This is a genomic window from Bradyrhizobium sp. HKCCYLRH2015 (assembly GCF_051168215.1).
Lineage (GTDB): Bacteria > Pseudomonadota > Alphaproteobacteria > Rhizobiales > Xanthobacteraceae > Bradyrhizobium.
This window is the reverse complement of record NZ_JBNPUO010000007.1, coordinates 460261-476196: the sequence shown is the minus strand read 5'-3', so window position 1 is coordinate 476196 and position 15936 is coordinate 460261. Positions and strand designations below refer to the sequence as shown.

At 66.4% G+C, this 15936-nt stretch carries 17 protein-coding genes; 9 read left to right on the top strand and 8 right to left on the bottom strand.

Annotation, left to right across the window (positions count from 1 at the left end):
* Window positions 1–382: 382 nt before the first annotated feature.
* Complete coding sequence (locus tag ACQR1H_RS21040) at window positions 383–775, bottom strand: nuclear transport factor 2 family protein (RefSeq protein WP_315803902.1); 393 nt, start codon at window positions 773–775, stop codon at window positions 383–385.
* 134 nt (window positions 776–909) lie between these two features.
* Here ACQR1H_RS21040 and ACQR1H_RS21035 point away from each other — a divergent pair, with 134 nt between their 5' ends.
* Window positions 910–1389, top strand: coding sequence for an Lrp/AsnC family transcriptional regulator (locus ACQR1H_RS21035; RefSeq protein ID WP_315803903.1), 480 nt, complete (start codon window positions 910–912; stop codon window positions 1387–1389).
* Between the two features lie 140 nt (window positions 1390–1529).
* Here the strand turns inward: ACQR1H_RS21035 and ACQR1H_RS21030 are convergent, their stop codons facing one another.
* A complete protein-coding gene (locus ACQR1H_RS21030; protein WP_434908134.1) occupies window positions 1530–2207 on the bottom strand; it encodes a nitroreductase in 678 nt (225 codons plus the stop codon).
* A 113-nt stretch (window positions 2208–2320) separates the two neighbouring features.
* Entirely contained in the window at window positions 2321–2986 is a 666-nt protein-coding gene (locus tag ACQR1H_RS21025; protein ID WP_434908133.1) for an HAD hydrolase-like protein, read from the bottom strand.
* Window positions 2987–3157: 171 nt separating this feature from the next.
* Between ACQR1H_RS21025 and ACQR1H_RS21020 the strand changes: the two genes are divergently transcribed.
* On the top strand, window positions 3158–4246 hold the full coding sequence (locus ACQR1H_RS21020; RefSeq protein ID WP_316215349.1) for a mandelate racemase/muconate lactonizing enzyme family protein: 1089 nt from the start codon (window positions 3158–3160) through the stop codon (window positions 4244–4246).
* A gap of 95 nt (window positions 4247–4341) precedes the next feature.
* Window positions 4342–4740, top strand: a complete 399-nt coding sequence (locus ACQR1H_RS21015; RefSeq protein ID WP_434908132.1) for a VOC family protein — start codon at window positions 4342–4344, stop codon at window positions 4738–4740.
* A gap of 25 nt (window positions 4741–4765) precedes the next feature.
* Here ACQR1H_RS21015 and ACQR1H_RS21010 read toward each other — a convergent pair whose 3' ends face one another.
* Together ACQR1H_RS21010 and ACQR1H_RS21005 are read right to left on the bottom strand one after the other, a co-directional pair.
* A complete protein-coding gene (locus ACQR1H_RS21010; protein ID WP_315803908.1) occupies window positions 4766–5395 on the bottom strand; it encodes a glutathione S-transferase family protein in 630 nt (209 codons plus the stop codon).
* A 148-nt stretch (window positions 5396–5543) separates the two neighbouring features.
* Window positions 5544–6233 carry a phytanoyl-CoA dioxygenase family protein gene (locus tag ACQR1H_RS21005; protein ID WP_315803909.1) on the bottom strand — a complete coding sequence of 230 codons (690 nt, stop codon included), beginning with the start codon at window positions 6231–6233 and terminating at the stop codon, window positions 5544–5546.
* A gap of 295 nt (window positions 6234–6528) precedes the next feature.
* Here ACQR1H_RS21005 and ACQR1H_RS21000 point away from each other — a divergent pair, with 295 nt between their 5' ends.
* Entirely contained in the window at window positions 6529–7131 is a 603-nt protein-coding gene (locus ACQR1H_RS21000) for a hypothetical protein (protein ID WP_316237964.1), read from the top strand.
* Window positions 7132–7148: 17 nt separating this feature from the next.
* On the opposite strand, the gene ACQR1H_RS20995 is transcribed toward ACQR1H_RS21000, so the two are convergent.
* Both ACQR1H_RS20995 and ACQR1H_RS20990 read right to left on the bottom strand, forming a co-directional pair.
* Complete coding sequence (locus ACQR1H_RS20995) at window positions 7149–8642, bottom strand: NAD-dependent succinate-semialdehyde dehydrogenase (RefSeq protein WP_434874877.1); 1494 nt, start codon at window positions 8640–8642, stop codon at window positions 7149–7151.
* Window positions 8643–8795: 153 nt separating this feature from the next.
* Window positions 8796–9116, bottom strand: coding sequence for a hypothetical protein (locus ACQR1H_RS20990; RefSeq protein ID WP_315803912.1), 321 nt, complete (start codon window positions 9114–9116; stop codon window positions 8796–8798).
* A 340-nt stretch (window positions 9117–9456) separates the two neighbouring features.
* Between ACQR1H_RS20990 and ACQR1H_RS20985 the strand changes: the two genes are divergently transcribed.
* On the top strand, window positions 9457–10647 hold the full coding sequence (locus tag ACQR1H_RS20985; protein WP_316179059.1) for a serine hydrolase domain-containing protein: 1191 nt from the start codon (window positions 9457–9459) through the stop codon (window positions 10645–10647).
* A 191-nt stretch (window positions 10648–10838) separates the two neighbouring features.
* On the opposite strand, the gene ACQR1H_RS20980 is transcribed toward ACQR1H_RS20985, so the two are convergent.
* Window positions 10839–11840, bottom strand: coding sequence for an adenosine kinase (locus ACQR1H_RS20980; RefSeq protein WP_315803914.1), 1002 nt, complete (start codon window positions 11838–11840; stop codon window positions 10839–10841).
* A gap of 70 nt (window positions 11841–11910) precedes the next feature.
* Between ACQR1H_RS20980 and murJ the strand changes: the two genes are divergently transcribed.
* The 4 genes from murJ to ACQR1H_RS20960 all read left to right on the top strand — a co-directional run bounded on the left by murJ (window position 11911) and on the right by ACQR1H_RS20960 (window position 15898).
* Window positions 11911–13470: a murein biosynthesis integral membrane protein MurJ gene (murJ, locus tag ACQR1H_RS20975; RefSeq protein WP_315803915.1), complete on the top strand. Its 1560-nt coding sequence runs from the start codon at window positions 11911–11913 to the stop codon at window positions 13468–13470.
* Between the two features lie 48 nt (window positions 13471–13518).
* A complete protein-coding gene (gene trpS / locus ACQR1H_RS20970) occupies window positions 13519–14571 on the top strand; it encodes a tryptophan--tRNA ligase (RefSeq protein WP_315803916.1) in 1053 nt (350 codons plus the stop codon).
* Between the two features lie 154 nt (window positions 14572–14725).
* Window positions 14726–15220 (top strand): universal stress protein, encoded by a 495-nt coding sequence (locus ACQR1H_RS20965; protein WP_315716941.1) that lies wholly within the window; start codon window positions 14726–14728, stop codon window positions 15218–15220.
* A gap of 108 nt (window positions 15221–15328) precedes the next feature.
* Window positions 15329–15898, top strand: a complete 570-nt coding sequence (locus ACQR1H_RS20960; protein WP_315803917.1) for a NifU family protein — start codon at window positions 15329–15331, stop codon at window positions 15896–15898.
* Window positions 15899–15936 lie beyond the last annotated feature (38 nt).

Genomic DNA, 15936 nt, shown 5'->3' with positions numbered 1-15936 from the left:
CCAGCCTTGAGGCCGGCCGATCACCGGTCTACAAAAAAGACAGTTGCTCCCCGGGGACCGGCTTGTTTGCCCCCGTCGCCCTGATGACACGTCCTGTCAGGGATCGCGTCACCGCGGACTTGGCGCCAGCTTCGGGGCGCCAGGACCACACAGCTTGAACGTCCGCGAGCTGTCCATCGTCCAGCGCATCAGCACCTGACAGACCCGCGGCCACCGCTCCCCGCCTCTACGTATCGTGACGACGCGTACGCCCCTCTGCATGAGGACGGGATGCAGGGATAAGAACATGATTTCGGAAAATTAGCAAACACAAACTGGTGCGGCAGAATAGCCCGACGGGCAGTTGCGTACGGCGCGCATTTGGCGCAGGTCGGCTGAACAATTACTTCCCGTCCGCAAAACGCCGCTCCACATGAAACGACTTGGCCGTCACCAGCCACTCGCCGCCAATCAGGTGAAAGCAGAGATAGTCGAGATAGAGAATCAGATCGATCCTGACGCGAACCTTCACGACCGCCTGCGTGGATGATGCGAAGTCGATCAGCAGAATTTCCTGCTGGCGGGGCGCGCTCTTCGACTGCGGCGAGGGGGTGGTCGTCAACAGCTGACGATACTCGGCCGCGGTCAGGACGCGCAGAGCCTCGTCACGCAGGCCGTGCAGTTGCGCGGTCGGCGCAAACACCCGGTCAAATCGTTCGACATCAGAGTCGAACATGGTGTCGAAGTATCGCTCGACGGCATCGAGCAACGTCTGGGGCACAGCGGTGTCGGTCATATCCAGGTCTCCGGAGGCTCGTGGGAAGCACGTCATCCTCGCCCCGAACCGGCGCGCATGTCCTTGCGAACTGTGCTAACGTACGGGCTCGTTACGCAATAAACCCGCTGTTTTCCGCGACTGATGTCAGAGATATGCCAAAAGCCAAGCTCGATGCGATCGACCAGCGCATCATCGGGGAATTGCAGGCCGACGCCCGGCTCAGCAATGTCGAGTTGGCCGACCGGGTCGGCCTGTCCCCGTCTCCCTGTCTTCGTCGCGTCAAGCGGCTGGAGCAGGACGGCGTCATCCAGGGCTATCGCGCGGTCCTGAATCGCGACGGCGTCGGCCTCGGATTCTCGGCATTCCTCGCGATCAAGATCGCGGGACATGCGAACGAGCACGCTCTGGCCTTCGAAGAGGCCGTCTGCGCGATGCCGGAAGTCCTGGCCTGCCATCTGGTCTCCGGCGAGTCGGACTATCTGCTCGAGGTCGTCACGGCCGACCTGGAGCACTACCGGCAGTTCCTGGTCGAGCGGCTGCTGAACCTGCCCATCGTCCGCGAGGTCAAAAGCAACATCGCGATCCAGACCCGCAAGGCCGCGGCACCGCTGCCGCTGCAGCACGTGCAGTGACGCTATCGGCAGACGAATGCGCCGGTCGACGGTGGTCACGCTGCCGCCTTCGGCGGCGGCTTTGCCCACGCTACAGCTTGGATCCGACAACGCACGTCATTGGCCTCATCGGTCTACGGACCTCATCTCCCGGCCCGCCACTAATCCCCGAACCCCACGAACACCGTCGCGTCCTTCACCGACTTCCGTTCCGACACCACGGCATTGGCCGGGAAATCATGATCCGGCCAGCCGAGCGCGATGCTCTTCATGATGACCTGATCGTCGGCGATGCCGGCGTGCTGACGCACGACGGGCGACTGCATGATGCCCTGGCTGTTGATGACGGCGCCGAGGCCGCGTGACCATGCGGCATTGACCAGCGCGGTCGTGACGGCGCCGCAGTCGAACGGCGTGTCGTCGCTGCCGTCGAGCACGCGGTCATAGGTGACGATGATGCAGACCGGCGCATCGAACTGGCGGAAGCCGCGCAGCACCCAGTCCTGGCGCTTCTCCTTGTCGTCGCGCGCGATGCCCATCGCGGAGAACAATTGCTTGGCGACGCCGATCTGGCGCTCGCGGTGCGCGCCGTCGAACGGCTGACCGATGCGAAACTCGCGCGACTGCGGCACGCCGGCGAGCATGCGCTCGGTGTTGCCGGCACGGATGCGGTTGAGCGGCTCGCCGGTGATGACGTAGAAATTCCACGGCTGGGTGTTCATCGACGATGGCGCGCGCATCGCCAGCGTGAGGATTTCCTCGATCAGCGCCCGCGGCACCGGATCCGGCTTGTAGCCACGGATGCTGCGGCGGCCGAGGATGACGTCGTCAAACTGCATATGCTGGTATTCCCGGAATGATCACTGAGCTGGCCGCGATCTTCGCGACTTTCCGGTTCCAGTGCAAGGTTGCGACGCGCAGGCGATCATCTGCGTCACCGCCTCGAACCGGACTAACGCCTCAGCATCGTCAGCACCGCGCGCGCCAGATCATCTGGATTTTCCACGAGACGGTCTGCACCGGCGGTTTCGAGCTCGTCGCGGCTGCCATAGCCCCAGAGCGCGCCGAGACTCCGCATCTTCACGGCATGGGCGCCTGCGATGTCGTGGCGGCGGTCGCCGACCATGAGGCTGTCGCGCGCGGCGATATTCCGTTCGGTGAGGATATGCGCGAGCAACTCGGGCTTGTGATCCAGCGCACCCGACGGCACCGAGCCATGAATGGCCTGGAAATACGATATGAGATCGAGATGCTCCAGGATGCGCCGCGCGAACAGCTCGCGCTTCGACGTTGCGAGATAGATGCGCAAGCCCGCATCGTGCATCGCCTGCAGCGCCTCCCGGATGCCGGGATAGAGCGTGCTGCCGAACAGACCGATCTCGCCATAGTGCTCGCGGTAGGCCACGACGGCCTCGTCGACGCGACCGTCGCCGTGGGCCTGCAGCAGCACACGCAGCATGTCCTGCAGCGGCGGACCGATCACGGCGGTGACGTCGAGCGTGTCGTCAGGCGCATGACCGAGCGACCGCATTGCCGCGAGCGCGCTCGCGACAATGCCGGGGCGCGAGTCGATCAGCGTGCCGTCGAGGTCGAGCAGCGCTGAGTGAACCGGAGACATGTCCGAGCATAGCGGCCGGTGTGAGACGCGTAAACGCCCGCTCCGCGCCGCGCAGACGCGGGCATCAGTTCCGCCGCGACAATGAATGCATCAGGCCGATGGCTTGAGCAATTGCCCGCGGTCCGCCGCAGGCCTACGCTGATAAGAAACGCCAAGGAAGGAACCGAGCCGATGGCAGTGATCGCATCGATCGAGACCGGTCTTTATCGCATCCCACTTTCCGTCACGCTGTCCGACAGCACGCATGGCGAGATGACAGCCTTCGAGTTGATCACGTGCAGGGTGCGCGATGCCGACGGCGCGGAGGGTGTCGGCTACACCTACACGGTCGGCCGCAACGGCCCCGCGGTCGCCGACATCGTCAGGCGCGAGATCCCCGATCTGGTTGCGCGGCACGAGGCCGACGACACCGAGGCGATCTGGCATCGGGTGTGGTGGGGCCTGCATTATGGCGGGCGCGGCGGTCCAGTCGTGCTGGCGCTGTCGGCGCTCGACATCGCGCTGTGGGATCTGAAGGCGCGGCGCGCGAAGCTGCCGCTGTTCCGGCTGCTCGGCGGCTTCGATGCCCGGGTGCCCTGCTATGCCGGCGGCATCGACCTCGATCTGTCGGTCGACGCTCTGCTGAAGCAGACCGACGACAATCTCGCCAAGGGCTTTCGCGCCATCAAGATGAAGGTCGGCCGGCCGGCTCTCTCCGCCGACGTCGCGCGCGTGCAGGCGATGCGGCAACATCTCGGCGACGGCTTTCCTCTGATGGCCGATGCCAACATGAAGTGGACGGTCGAGGAGGCGATCCGCGCCGCCCGCGCGTTGCAGCCGTTCGATCTCACTTGGCTGGAGGAGCCGACCATTCCCGACGACATCGCCGGCCACGCGCGCATCCTGAGCGCCGGCGGCGTGCCGATCGCGGCCGGTGAAAATCTGCGCTCGCTGTGGGACTTCAAGAACTACATCGCCGCCGGTGCGGTGTCCTATCCCGAACCCGACGTGACCAATTGCGGCGGCGTCACCGCGTTCATGAAGATCGCGCGGCTCGCCGAGGCGTTCAATCTGCCGGTGACCAGCCATGGCGCGCACGATATCACCGTGCACCTGCTGGCGGCCTGCCCGAACCGCTCGTTCCTCGAAGCGCACGGTTTTGGCCTCGACCGCTACATCGAGCATCCGCTCGTGCTCAGGGATGGCCTGGCCCAGGCGCCGGCGCGGCCGGGCCATGGCATCGCGTTCGACTGGGAGGGGCTGGCGAAGCTCGCGGCGTAATGCGGCCGATGCTGGGACACCATTGCTGACACAAGGCTGTCAGCAGCCCTGCGATAGCGGGTCGGGGACCGATCCTCGAACGCAAGGTAAAAGTCATGAAGTTCGCATCGACCCGTCTGGTGGCGGCCGACATCAAGGCCGTGGTCAGCTTCTACGAAAAGGTCACCGAGCAGACGGCGGATTGGCCGGCGCCGGTGTTCGCCGAGATCGTCACGTCGCGCGCAACGCTCGCGATCGGCAGCGCCGAGACCGTGGCGCTGTTCAAGGAGGGCAGCGCCGAGCCCGGCGCCAATCGCAGCGCCATTCTGGAGTTCGAGGTCGACGACGTGGATGGTGATTTCGCGCGGTTGAAGGACGAGGTCGAGGTGGTGCACGCGCCGAAGACGATGCCGTGGGGCAACCGCGCCGCTCAGTTCCGCGACCCGGAGGGCACGATCGTCAGTCTTTATACGCCGGTCACCGACACCGCCAAACAGCGCTTCGGATCACGCTGAAGAGACTCGCGGGCACGCATCCGCCCTAAGCCTTTGCGCTCGGACGGCTCGAAACCTCGCCGTACCATCGCCTGAGATGATGGAGATGATTCGGCGGATCGAGCTTGGCGCGGGCTGCAAAGTCGACCGACACCATGGCGGTGATGTCGGCGATGCTGAAATCGGGCCCGCAGACGAAGGCGTGCTCGGCCAGCCGCGCGTCGAGCCATGCGAAGTAGTGCGCGACGCGCAGGCGTCCGCGCTCCGCGAGCGCCGGGATCTGCTCGAGCGGCAGCGGACCCGGCAATGCCCGGCGCTCCAGCCCAGGGGTGCCGTTGCGAAAGGCCTCCTGGAGAGCGTAGAGACCGTCCCATTCGATCCGCCGGATCCAGCATTCGATGAGCGCCCGTTCTTCGGCGTCGCGGCCCATCAGAGGCGGTGCGGGATGCAGCTCCTCGAGATAGCGGCAGATCGCGATGACGTCGGTGATGGCAGCCCCGCTGTCGAGCTCCAGCACCGGAACGGTGCATTGCGGATTCAGCGCGCGAAACTCCGGCTCGAACTGCTCGCCGGCACGCAGATCAAGCCGAACCATGGGAATGGCGAGACCTTTCTCGGCGAGAAAGATCCGCACGCGGCGCGGGCTTGGGGCGACTGCGGCATCGTACAGCTTCATGAGCGTTCTCTCTGTCTGACCAAACCACGGGCGCGTGACGTCGGAACGAGTCGGCGCGGGTCGTTCTGCGCTGTCACGATCGACGTCGTGGCATGTTCCCAGGCCCGCGGCCTCGCCGCGGGATGACGGCGGTCATGACGCAGCCGGATCAGTCAGCCCCGAAAATCTCGTCCTGATCCATCCGCACCGCGCGCAACTTGCGCGTCCTGCGCCAGTCCTCTTGCTGCGAGAAGACGGCGTAAGTGATCAGCAGCGAGCGACGGCGGGCGCCGCTGCGGTTGCGCGTCGCGCCGTGCAGCAGGTTGACGTCGAACAGCAGGATGTCGCCGGCCTCGCCCGCCGTGACGAACGCAGACGACGCGGCCCGCGCATCGTCCGCGTCGAGGCGATGCGAGCCCGGCACCACTTGCGTGGCGCCATTGTCGGGGCCGAAGGAATCGAGAAAGGCCAGCGCCGACACGGCGTCGGTGCGCCGGCGATCGACGCCGTCGCGATGCAGCGGCTGCTGGCCGCCATCGGCACACGGCTCGCGCCCTTCGACCTGGCCGAGGAAGAACGGCGCCTTCAGGACATGATGCACGGCGGCGAGCATCACCGGCAGGCGGCAAACCTGCTGCACCGTCGCATCGAGATCGACCATGGCGTGGCGCCAGTCGCGGCCGCGCGGCACCGGCCATTGCTCGGACGGCCGCGTGCCCAGCTCGAAGGCGTCGCGTAATGCGACAAGCCAGTCCGCCGGAATCGCACCGCGCAGCAGCAGATAGCCATCCCCATCGAGGCGGCGCGCCTCCGCGTCCTGAAGCTGGCCAACGCTGCTGCGCGTGAGGGCTGCGGTCATAGTGGGCTCGCAAAACAGAGGGCGTGGTTCGCTGCATCATGGTCGGCGATCCGGCGCTCCGCGGCAAGCGCCCGCTCGCTCCCAGGTCGCCAGGTGCCCCTCGCTGCTGCATTCATCCGGCCATGACCGCCATCGCTCCGGAGGACGCTGAGACGATGGGCCGCACCGCGACCCGGGCGGCTCGCCGGGGCCAGTTTACGTTTCATTAACCCCCTCGACCTACGTCTCGTTAGCAACACTCTGCAACGATCCGACATACGGGGTAAACGAGCAATCGAGCTCCTTGGAAGCACGCATGGTCGCCATCCAAAGCACCAACCAGATCTCGCCCGCCAATGAGCGGGTCTATCGCCAGAGCAACCTGCTCGGCGAGTGGAAGGGCAGTTGGACGGCCAACGGCCAGGCCGTGAGCTTCAAGGTCGTCAACATCAGAGGCGCCGCGGCCACGGTGGAATACACCCACAACGGCCGCACCGAGCGCGGCATCGGCCAGGTCAATGGCTCGACCATCGACTTCGGCGCGGTCACGCTCGGCACCAAGAACGGCAAGAACGCGGTGCTGCTGTTCTCGGCCGGCGGCGGCAAGGCCACCGCGATGCTTGAAAAGCAGGCGCCTCCAGCCGACGAGAGCAATCTGGTCGGCAGCTGGGCCGGCTACTCCGGCGAGAACGGCCAGAGCGCGAGCTTTCGCGTGCTGTCCGTCAGCGGCAAGGAGGCGCAGGTCAGCGTGACGACCAACGGCGTCACGCGCGAGGGCACGGGGATCGTCTACAACAACGTCATCATGTTCGGCCAGTCGCAGATCTCGACGACCGACGGCAAGAGCGGCAAGGTCATCTTTCAGGTCGGCAACAAGTCCTACCTGGTGCCGGTCGACAAGCTGCCGAAGATCGCCTGAACTCAGGCGTCCGAGGTTCAGACGCCCGCCATCATCACGTATTTGATCTCGAGATATTCCTCGATGCCGTGATGCGAGCCCTCGCGTCCGAGGCCGCTTTCCTTGACGCCGCCGAACGGCGCGACCTCGGTGGTGATCAGGCCGGTGTTGACGCCGACCATGCCCGACTCCAGCGCCTCCGCGACGCGCCAGACCCGGCCGAGATCGCGGGCGAAGAAGTAGGACGCGAGACCGAACGGCGAGGCGTTGCACATCGCGATCACATCGGCCTCGCTATGGAAACGAATGACCGGCGCGAGCGGGCCGAACGTCTCTTCATGCGCGACCAGCGCATCGGCCTTCACGTCCGACAGCACGGTCGGCTCGAAGAAGGTGCGGCCGAGCGCATGGCGCTTGCCGCCGGTGACGATCCTGGCGCCGCCCTTGACCGCATCGGCGATGTGGCGCTCGACCTTCTCGACCGCTTCCTCGTTGATCAGCGGTCCCTGCACCACACCGGCCTCGGTGCCGTCGCCGATCTTCATCGCCGCGACCCTGGCGGCGAGCTTGTGCACGAACTGGTCGTAGATGCCGTCCTGCGCGTAGAGGCGGTTGGCGCAGACGCAGGTCTGGCCCATGTTGCGATATTTCGAGACCATCGCGCCCTCGACGGCGGCATCGACGTCGGCATCGTCGAACACCACGAACGGCGCGTTGCCGCCGAGCTCGAGGCCGAGCTTCTTCACCGTGCCGGCCGACTGGCGATAGAGAATCTTGCCGACCTCGGTCGAGCCGGTGAAGCCGACGAAGCGCACCGACGGATGCTCGCACAGCACCTTGCCGATCGGAGGCGCATCGCCGGTGATGATGTTGAGCGCGCCCGCAGGAATCCCGGCGCGCTCGGCCAGCACGGCGAGCGCCAGCGCCGACAGCGGCGTCTCGTTGGCCGGCTTCAGCACCACGGTGCAGCCGGCCGCCAGCGCGGGCGACACCTTGCGGGTGATCATCGAGTTCGGGAAATTCCACGGCGTGATGGCGCCGCAGACGCCGATCGGCTGCTTCAGCGCCAGGAGACGTGCATCCGGCTTCTGCGTCGGGATGGTCTCGCCATAGACGCGGCGCGCCTCCTCGGCGAAGAACTCGATATAGGCGGCGCCGATATCGACCTCGCCGAGCGCCTCCGTCAGCGGCTTGCCCTGCTCGGAGGTCAGGATCAGCGCGAGGTCCTCGCGGTTGGCCGTGATGAGCTCGAACCATTTGCGCAAGATGTTGGAGCGCTGCTTGGCGGTCAGCCTGGCCCAGGTCGGGAACGCGCGCGCGGCGGCCTCGACGGCTCGCGTGGTCTCCGCAGCACCGAGTTGCGCGACCTTGGCGAGCTCGGCGCCGGTGGCGGGATTGTTGACCGGGAGCACCGGCGTACCGACCCACGCACCATCGATGTAGCACTGCTCGCGCAGCAGCGACGGATCCTTCAGGCGGTCACGCAGGCTCGGAGCGGCAGTGGAGGCACGGGCGGCGGCGGGCGGTGTCATCGGGCTACTCCTCGGAGCGAGCGATCTTTCCCCCGACTATAGCCAAGCCCCGGCGGCAGCGCACGACTCGTGCGCCTCCTCAACGGTACATTCGATCCGGCGATCCGTGCCTGTACGGCACCGGATGCTGAATGCCGACGCGCCGGCGCGGGATCAGGCCGCGCCGCTCATATAGGTCTCGCGGCGGCCGATCATGCGCTCCGCCGCCGCCTTGGCGTCGGCCTTGGTCGAGGTGGCGCAGGTGCGGTATTCCAGGTCCGGCAAGGTGGCGGGATCACGGCGGCCGAACCATGATTTCTGCCCCACGGGCAGCAGCGCCAGCGCCTGCGCCACATTGTCGACCGCGCCGAACGCGTACAGCGCTCCGGTCGCCGCAATGCGCACTTCGTAGATGCCGGGCGTGATGGGCGCCTCGATATTGTCACCGCGCCCCGGGCGGGGATACCGCTTCCACTCGCTCCATGTCGAAATCATATCGCCCCCAACGGCGGACATTGCCGCCAAAACACGTCATCGGCTCGAAAAAGCCGGTTCTCGAACTCTTTAATGCAAAAATGGTTGCAACTCACAACAGGCGCAAGCCCGTGGTGGGAACATGGCCCCCATGTGTCGGTCTCGCGGCTACATGGAACTAATCATGATTCTGGCGGAAAATTGAAGCGCTGTGGCCTCCGCAGCGCTGTTGTCCCCGGCTGCTTCGTTCGCGCCGCATCATCACGAGATCGCGACCGGCCGTGGGACCGGCGGTCCTTGCTGGCCGGGCCGGCGCGAGGAACAATCGCCTACCGTCATCAAGAACGGAACGGAGGAGACCATGCAGAACAAGACCGACATCGACGGCGTGCTGCGGCAGAAGGCGGAGGCGGGAGCGATCCCCGGCGTCGTCGCCGTCGCCGCCGACAGCAACGGCATCATCTACGAAGGCGCCTTCGGCAGGCGAGACCTCGGCCGCGACGATCCGATGACCGCCGACAGCGTGTTCTGGATCGCCTCGATGACCAAGGCCATCACCTGCGCGGCCGGGATGCAGCTGGTCGAGCAGGGCCGGCTGTCGCTGGATGCGCCGATCGGCACGGTGCTGCCCGACCTCGCGGCGCCCAAGGTGCTCGACGGCTTCGACGCCAATGGCGACCCGATCCTGCGGCCGGCGAAGACCGCGATCACGCTGCGCCATCTGATGACTCACACCGCCGGCTTCTGCTACGACATGTGGAACGGCGACATGGCCACTTATGTGCAGAAGGCCGGCACGCCCGGCATCATTACCTGCAAGAACGATGCGCTGGCGCTGCCACTCGCCTCCGATCCCGGCACGCGCTGGGAATACGGCATCAACATCGACTTCGTCGGCAAGGCGGTCGAGGCCGCCAGCGGCCAGAAGCTCGACGCCTACCTGCGCGACCATCTGTTCGCGCCGCTCGGCATGGACGACACCGGCTTCAAGCTCGGTCCGTCGCAGCGCGCCCGCCTGGTCGGCATGCATGCGCGCGGCGAGGACGGCAGTCTCGCGCCGATTCCGTTCGAACTCGAGCAGGAGCCGGAATTCCACATGGGTGGCGGCGGGCTCTACGGCACGGCCGGCGACTACATCCGCTTCACCCGGATGATCCTTAACAATGGCCGCGGCAACGGCAACCAGGTGCTCAAGCCCGAGACGGTCGCGGCGATGCGCGACAACCACATCGGCGAGCTCGAGATGACGAAGATGGCCGCGGCCGTGCCCGGCGTGACCAACGACGTCGATCTCTATCCCGACATCGTCAAGAAATGGGGCCTCAGCTTCATGATCACGACCGCGCAGACTCCGGAAGGCCGCAGCGCCGGCAGCCTCGCCTGGGCCGGCCTTGCCAACACCTACTACTGGATCGATCCGGCGCGTGACGTCACCGGCGTGATCCTGATGCAGCTGCTGCCGTTCGCCGACCGGCTGTGCCTGGAGACCTTTGCCGGCTTCGAGCGCGGCGTGTATGCCGGGCTGGATGCGGCGGGCAAGAAGGCGGCGTGAGAGAACCCAACGCTCGATCCACGCAGGCAAGATCGTTGTTAGTTGCGCGTCATGCCCGGGCTTGTCCCGGGCATCCACGTCTTTGATCCTGCAAACCGAAGATCGTGGATGGCCGGGTCAAGCCCGGCCATGACGATGGAGAGAGATGTGTCACACGCGACAGAGAATGGCCGAGCCGCCTCAGCCCAGGCCTAAACCTTCAGCCCGCTCTGCACCGCCAGTTCCTTCAGCGACACCTGCGGCCTTGCGCCGATGTGCTGGATCACTTCGGCCGCAGCCAGGCCGCCGAGGCGGCCGGCCATCTCGTAGCCGGTCTTGCGCACCAGCCCGAACAGGAAGCCGGCGGCGAACAGATCGCCGGCGCCGGTGGTATCGACCAGGCTCTCGATCGGATGCGCCGGCACCGAGATCACGCCGTCATTCGACACCACGACGCAGCCCTTTTCGCTGCGGGTGACGATGCCGAGCGTGGCGTCCTCGCGCAGCTGCTTCAGCGCGCCGTCGAAATCCGAGGTCTGGTACAACGAATGCAGCTCGGCCTCGTTGGCGAACACGAGATCGACGGTGCCGCCGCGCATCAGGTCGAGAAACTCCTCGCGATAGCGGTCGACGCAGAACGAATCCGACAGGGTCAGCGCGACCTCGCGTCCGGCGTCATGCGCGATCGCCGCCGCCTTCACGAACGCATCCTTGGCGTCCTTCGGGTCCCACAGATAACCTTCGAGATAGATGATGCGCGCCGCCGCAATCTGCGCGGGATCGATGTCCGCGGCGGTGAGATTTTGCGCGGCGCCGAGATAGGTGTTCATGGTGCGCTCGCCGTCCGGCGTCACCAGGATGTAGCAGCAGCCGGTCGCCGGGCCGTCGGCAGCGGGCGCGGTATCGAAGGTCACGCCGGCGGCACGGATATCGTGCCGGTACATCCGGCCGATCTGGTCGTCCTTGACCTTGCCCACGTAGGCGGCACGCGCGCCCAGGCTGGCGAGGCCGGCGATGGTGTTGGCCCCCGAACCGCCGGACATCTCGGTGGCCGGGCCCATATCGGCATAGATCGCGGCCGCGCGGGCCTCGTCGATCAGCGCCATGCTGCCCTTGGTCATGCCGTGCCGGGCGAGAAAGGCTTCATCGGCATGCACCAGCACGTCGAAGATCGCGTTGCCGATCCCGAGAACATCGTATTTCGCGTCAGTCATCCACTGGCCCCGTTTACGGCGTTTTGCAAACGCTGCGGCCTATCACAAGCGGCGCTGCTATAGAAGCCTGATGATCCGCTCATTCGTGACTGTGGTGTCAGGAACACTGGCTTCGCGCCTGCTCGGCTTCATCCGGGATGCGCTGATGGCCGCGCTGCTCGGCGCCGGTCCGGTTGCGGACGCATTTCTCGCAGCGTTTCAACTCGTCAACGTCATCAGGCGATTGCTGACGGAGGGCGCCCTCAATGCGGCCCTGGTGCCGGCCTGGCTGCGAATATACCAGCAGGCTGGTACGACACATGCGGCAGCTTTTGCCGGCCGTGTGCTCGGCACCGTCAGCGCCGGCCTGCTCGCCGCCACCCTGGTGCTGGCGCTGCTGATGCCGTTCGTGATGACCCTGCTCGCGCCGGGCTTCGCCGGTGAAGAGACGCTCACCTTGGCCGTCAATGATGCCAGGCTGATGCTGCCCTATCTCGCCTTCGCCGGCCCCTCGACGGTGCTGCTCGCACTGTCCAGCGCGCAACGACGCTTCGCGCTCGCGGCCTTCGCCCCGCTGCTGTTCAACGTGGCATTGATCAGCGTGACCATCGTGTTGCTGATGCAACATCCGGATCCCTCGCGGGCCGCGCTGATGCTCGCCGCGACCATCGGCATCGCCGGGCTGCTGCAGCTCGCGTTGCTCGCGCGGCGCGGACGCAGCAGCCGCATTGCCGCGCCGGTGCGTATCGCCCTCGACGCCGAGATGCGCGGCTTCTTCGCCAAGGCGCTGCCCGGCATGGTCGCCAGCGCCGGCCCGCAACTGCTCGCGGTCGGCGGCGCGATCATCGCCTCCACCTCGCCGTCCGCGGTGTCGTGGCTGTATTTCGCCAACCGCCTGATCGAGCTGCCGCTCGGGCTCGTCGGCGTTGCCATGGGCACGGTGCTGGTGCCGGAGCTGACGCGCGCGCTGCACGAGGGCAACAAGGCGGCTCTCGCGGAGGTGCAATCGCGCGGCCTCGAGCTGACGATCGGGCTCGCGCTGCCTGCGACGCTCGGACTCATGATCCTGAACGAGCCGATCATTCGTTTGCTGTTCGAACATGGCGCATTCAGTTCGGACGATGCCGCCGCGACGGCGCAGGTGCTGACATGGCTCGCGGCAGCGTTGCCGGCGCAGGTGCTGACCAAGGCGCTGCAGCCCGCCTTCTTCGCGCGCGAGGACACGCAGACGCCGCTGCGCGCGACGTTGATCGGATGCTCTGTCGCGATCGCGCTGGCGTTCCTGCTCGCACACGTCTTCGCGGCAAGCGGCATCGCGGCGGGGCTCGCGCTCGGTGCCTGGGCCAATGCCGCGGTCCTGATCCGGCGCGGCGCCACGCGCTTCGGCTTCGCGCTTTCCCCGGCCTCGCGACGCCGGCTGCCGCGCATCACGCTGGCCGCCATGGTCATGGGCGCGGTCCTCTGGATCGCCGCCGGACGCTTTGCCGGCACCTGGAGCAGCAGCCATCTCGGCGCGGCCGCGCTGCTCGGCGCCCTGATCGGCGGCGCCGTCATCCTCTACGGAGGGCTTCTCGTGTCCCTCGGCGCCGTGAGCTGGCGCGAAACCGTCCGGGCGATCCGGCAAAAGCCCGCCGCCGACTTGCACCTTTGAGGCGCACGTGCCAAACGACGCCCAAATCCATCATCCGGAACAGTGATCATGGCCTTCGTGGAACGGGTTTTCTCGGGCGTCCAGCCGACCGGCAACCTGCATCTCGGCAACTATCTCGGCGCGATCGTCAACTTCGTGAAGATGCAGCAGACCCACAACTGCATCTATTGCGTCGTCGACATGCACGCGATCACCATGCCGATCGACGTCTGGGGCGGCCCCGCCGAGCTCGCGCGCAACACCCGCGAGGTCACGGCCGCCTTCATCGCCGCCGGCATCGATCCGAAGAAGCACATCGTGTTCAACCAGAGCCAGGTCTCGGGACACGCCGAGCTGGCCTGGATCTTCAACTGCGTGGCGCGCATCGGCTGGCTGAACCGCATGACGCAGTTCAAGGAGAAGGCCGGCAAGGATCGCGAGAACGCATCGGTCGGCCTGTACGACTATCCGGTGCTGATGGCCGCCGACATCCTGCTGTACCGCGCCACCCATGTTCCGGTCGGCGAGGACCAGAAGCAGCATCTCGAGCTCTCGCGCGACATCGCGCAAAAGTTCAACAATGATTTTGGCGACTCGATCCGCAGCCACGGCTTCGGCGACGGCCTGTTCTTCCCGCTGCCGGAACCCTTCATCACCGGTCCCGCGACGCGCGTGATGTCGCTGCGCGACGGCACCAAGAAGATGTCGAAGTCCGATGCCTCGGACTATTCGCGCATCAACCTCACCGACGATGCCGATACGATCGCGCAGAAGGTCCGCAAGGCCAAGACCGATCCGGAGCCGCTGCCGACCGAGGAAAAGGGGCTGGACGCACGTCCCGAGGCCGATAACCTCGTCGGCATCTACGCCGCGCTGTCGGACCGCAGCAAGGCCGATGTGCTCAGGGATTTCGGCGGCGGCCAGTTCTCCAGCTTCAAGAATGCGCTGGTCGAGCTGTGCGTCACCAAGCTCGGGCCGATCGCCGCCGAGATGAAGCGCCTGACCGCTGATCCCGGCTATGTCGAGTCCGTGCTGGTCGACGGCGCCGACCGCGCCCAGGCCATCGCCGCGGAGACCATGAAGACGGCCAAGGACATCGTCGGCTTCATCCGCAAGCCCTGACCAGAGCAGCACGGCGCGAGTTCCCGAAGTCGGCCTTGCTGCCGCACCACCGGTGTCATTGCAGGCGCCATGGAACCCGCAGCCCTCTCCCCAACGGAGATGGGCTGTGGCAGCATCGCGGCCGGATCGACTCGCAGCAGCAGGCGGGAACGCGATGGCGGCGCAGCGGCAGAGCTACCAGACCGGCCATGCGCCGAAATGCCTGGTCGTGGTCGACGACAGCGAGGAATGGGACCGCGCGGTCCGCTATGCCGGCCGCTGGGCGGTCCGTTCCGGTGGCCGCATCGTCATGCTCCACGTCATCGAAACGGAGGACCAGAACCAGCAGTGGCTGGGGGTCGCCGACCTGATGCGGGCGGAGGCGCAGGAGCAAGCGCATGCCGAGCTCGACCAGGCCGCGGCGCTGCTGTCCGCGATCGGCGTGACCGCGCCGGAACGGGTCATCCGCGAGGGTGAGCCGACAGCGCAGATCCTGGAGACGATCGAGCATGACAGCGACATCGCGCTGCTGGTGCTCGCCGCCCATTCGGGCCCCGAGGGGCCGGGACCCCTGGTCACCCATGTCACCAAGACGAGCGGCGCCTTCCCGATCCCGCTGGTGATCGTGCCGGGCGATCTCGGTGACGCCGATCTCGACGCTCTTTCATAGGCTTAGAGCGGAAACGCCGGCCGAGCCCCCTTGATCGTGCGCGCGCTCGCGCCATCTGCTATGAGGACACCACAGGCCGGCCTTGAACCGGCGCTGCCGGAGAAAACCATGTTCATCCAGACCGAAGCCACCCCCAATCCCGCCACCTTGAAGTTCATCCCGGGCCGAGTCGTGCTGCCCGCTGGCACGATGGAATTCAACAGCCGCGACGCCGCCGCGCGCTCGCCGCTGGCCGAGCGCCTGTTCGCCGTCGACGGCGTCACAGGCGTGTTCTACGGCGCCGATTTCATCACCGTCACCAAGAGCGACGGTGAATGGCAGCACCTCAAGCCGGCGATCCTCGGCGCGATCATGGAGCACTACATGTCGGGCGCGACGCTGCTCGCCGACGGCAGCGCCGCCAATGACGACTCCGCCGACGAGGACGACGAGTTCTACGACGAGGCCGACACCGAGACGGTCGGCATGATCAAGGACCTGATCGAGAGCCGCGTCCGCCCGGCCGTGGCCAATGACGGCGGCGACATCACCTTCCGCGGCTTCAAGGATGGCATCGTCTATCTCAACATGAAGGGCGCCTGCTCCGGCTGCCCGTCATCGACCGCGACCCTGCAGCACGGCATCCAGAACCTGCTGAAGCATTTCGTGCCCGAGGTGGTCGAAGTCCGGCCGATGTGACAAGGGGGGCGAGCGAGTAGGGAATAGTGAGTAGCGAG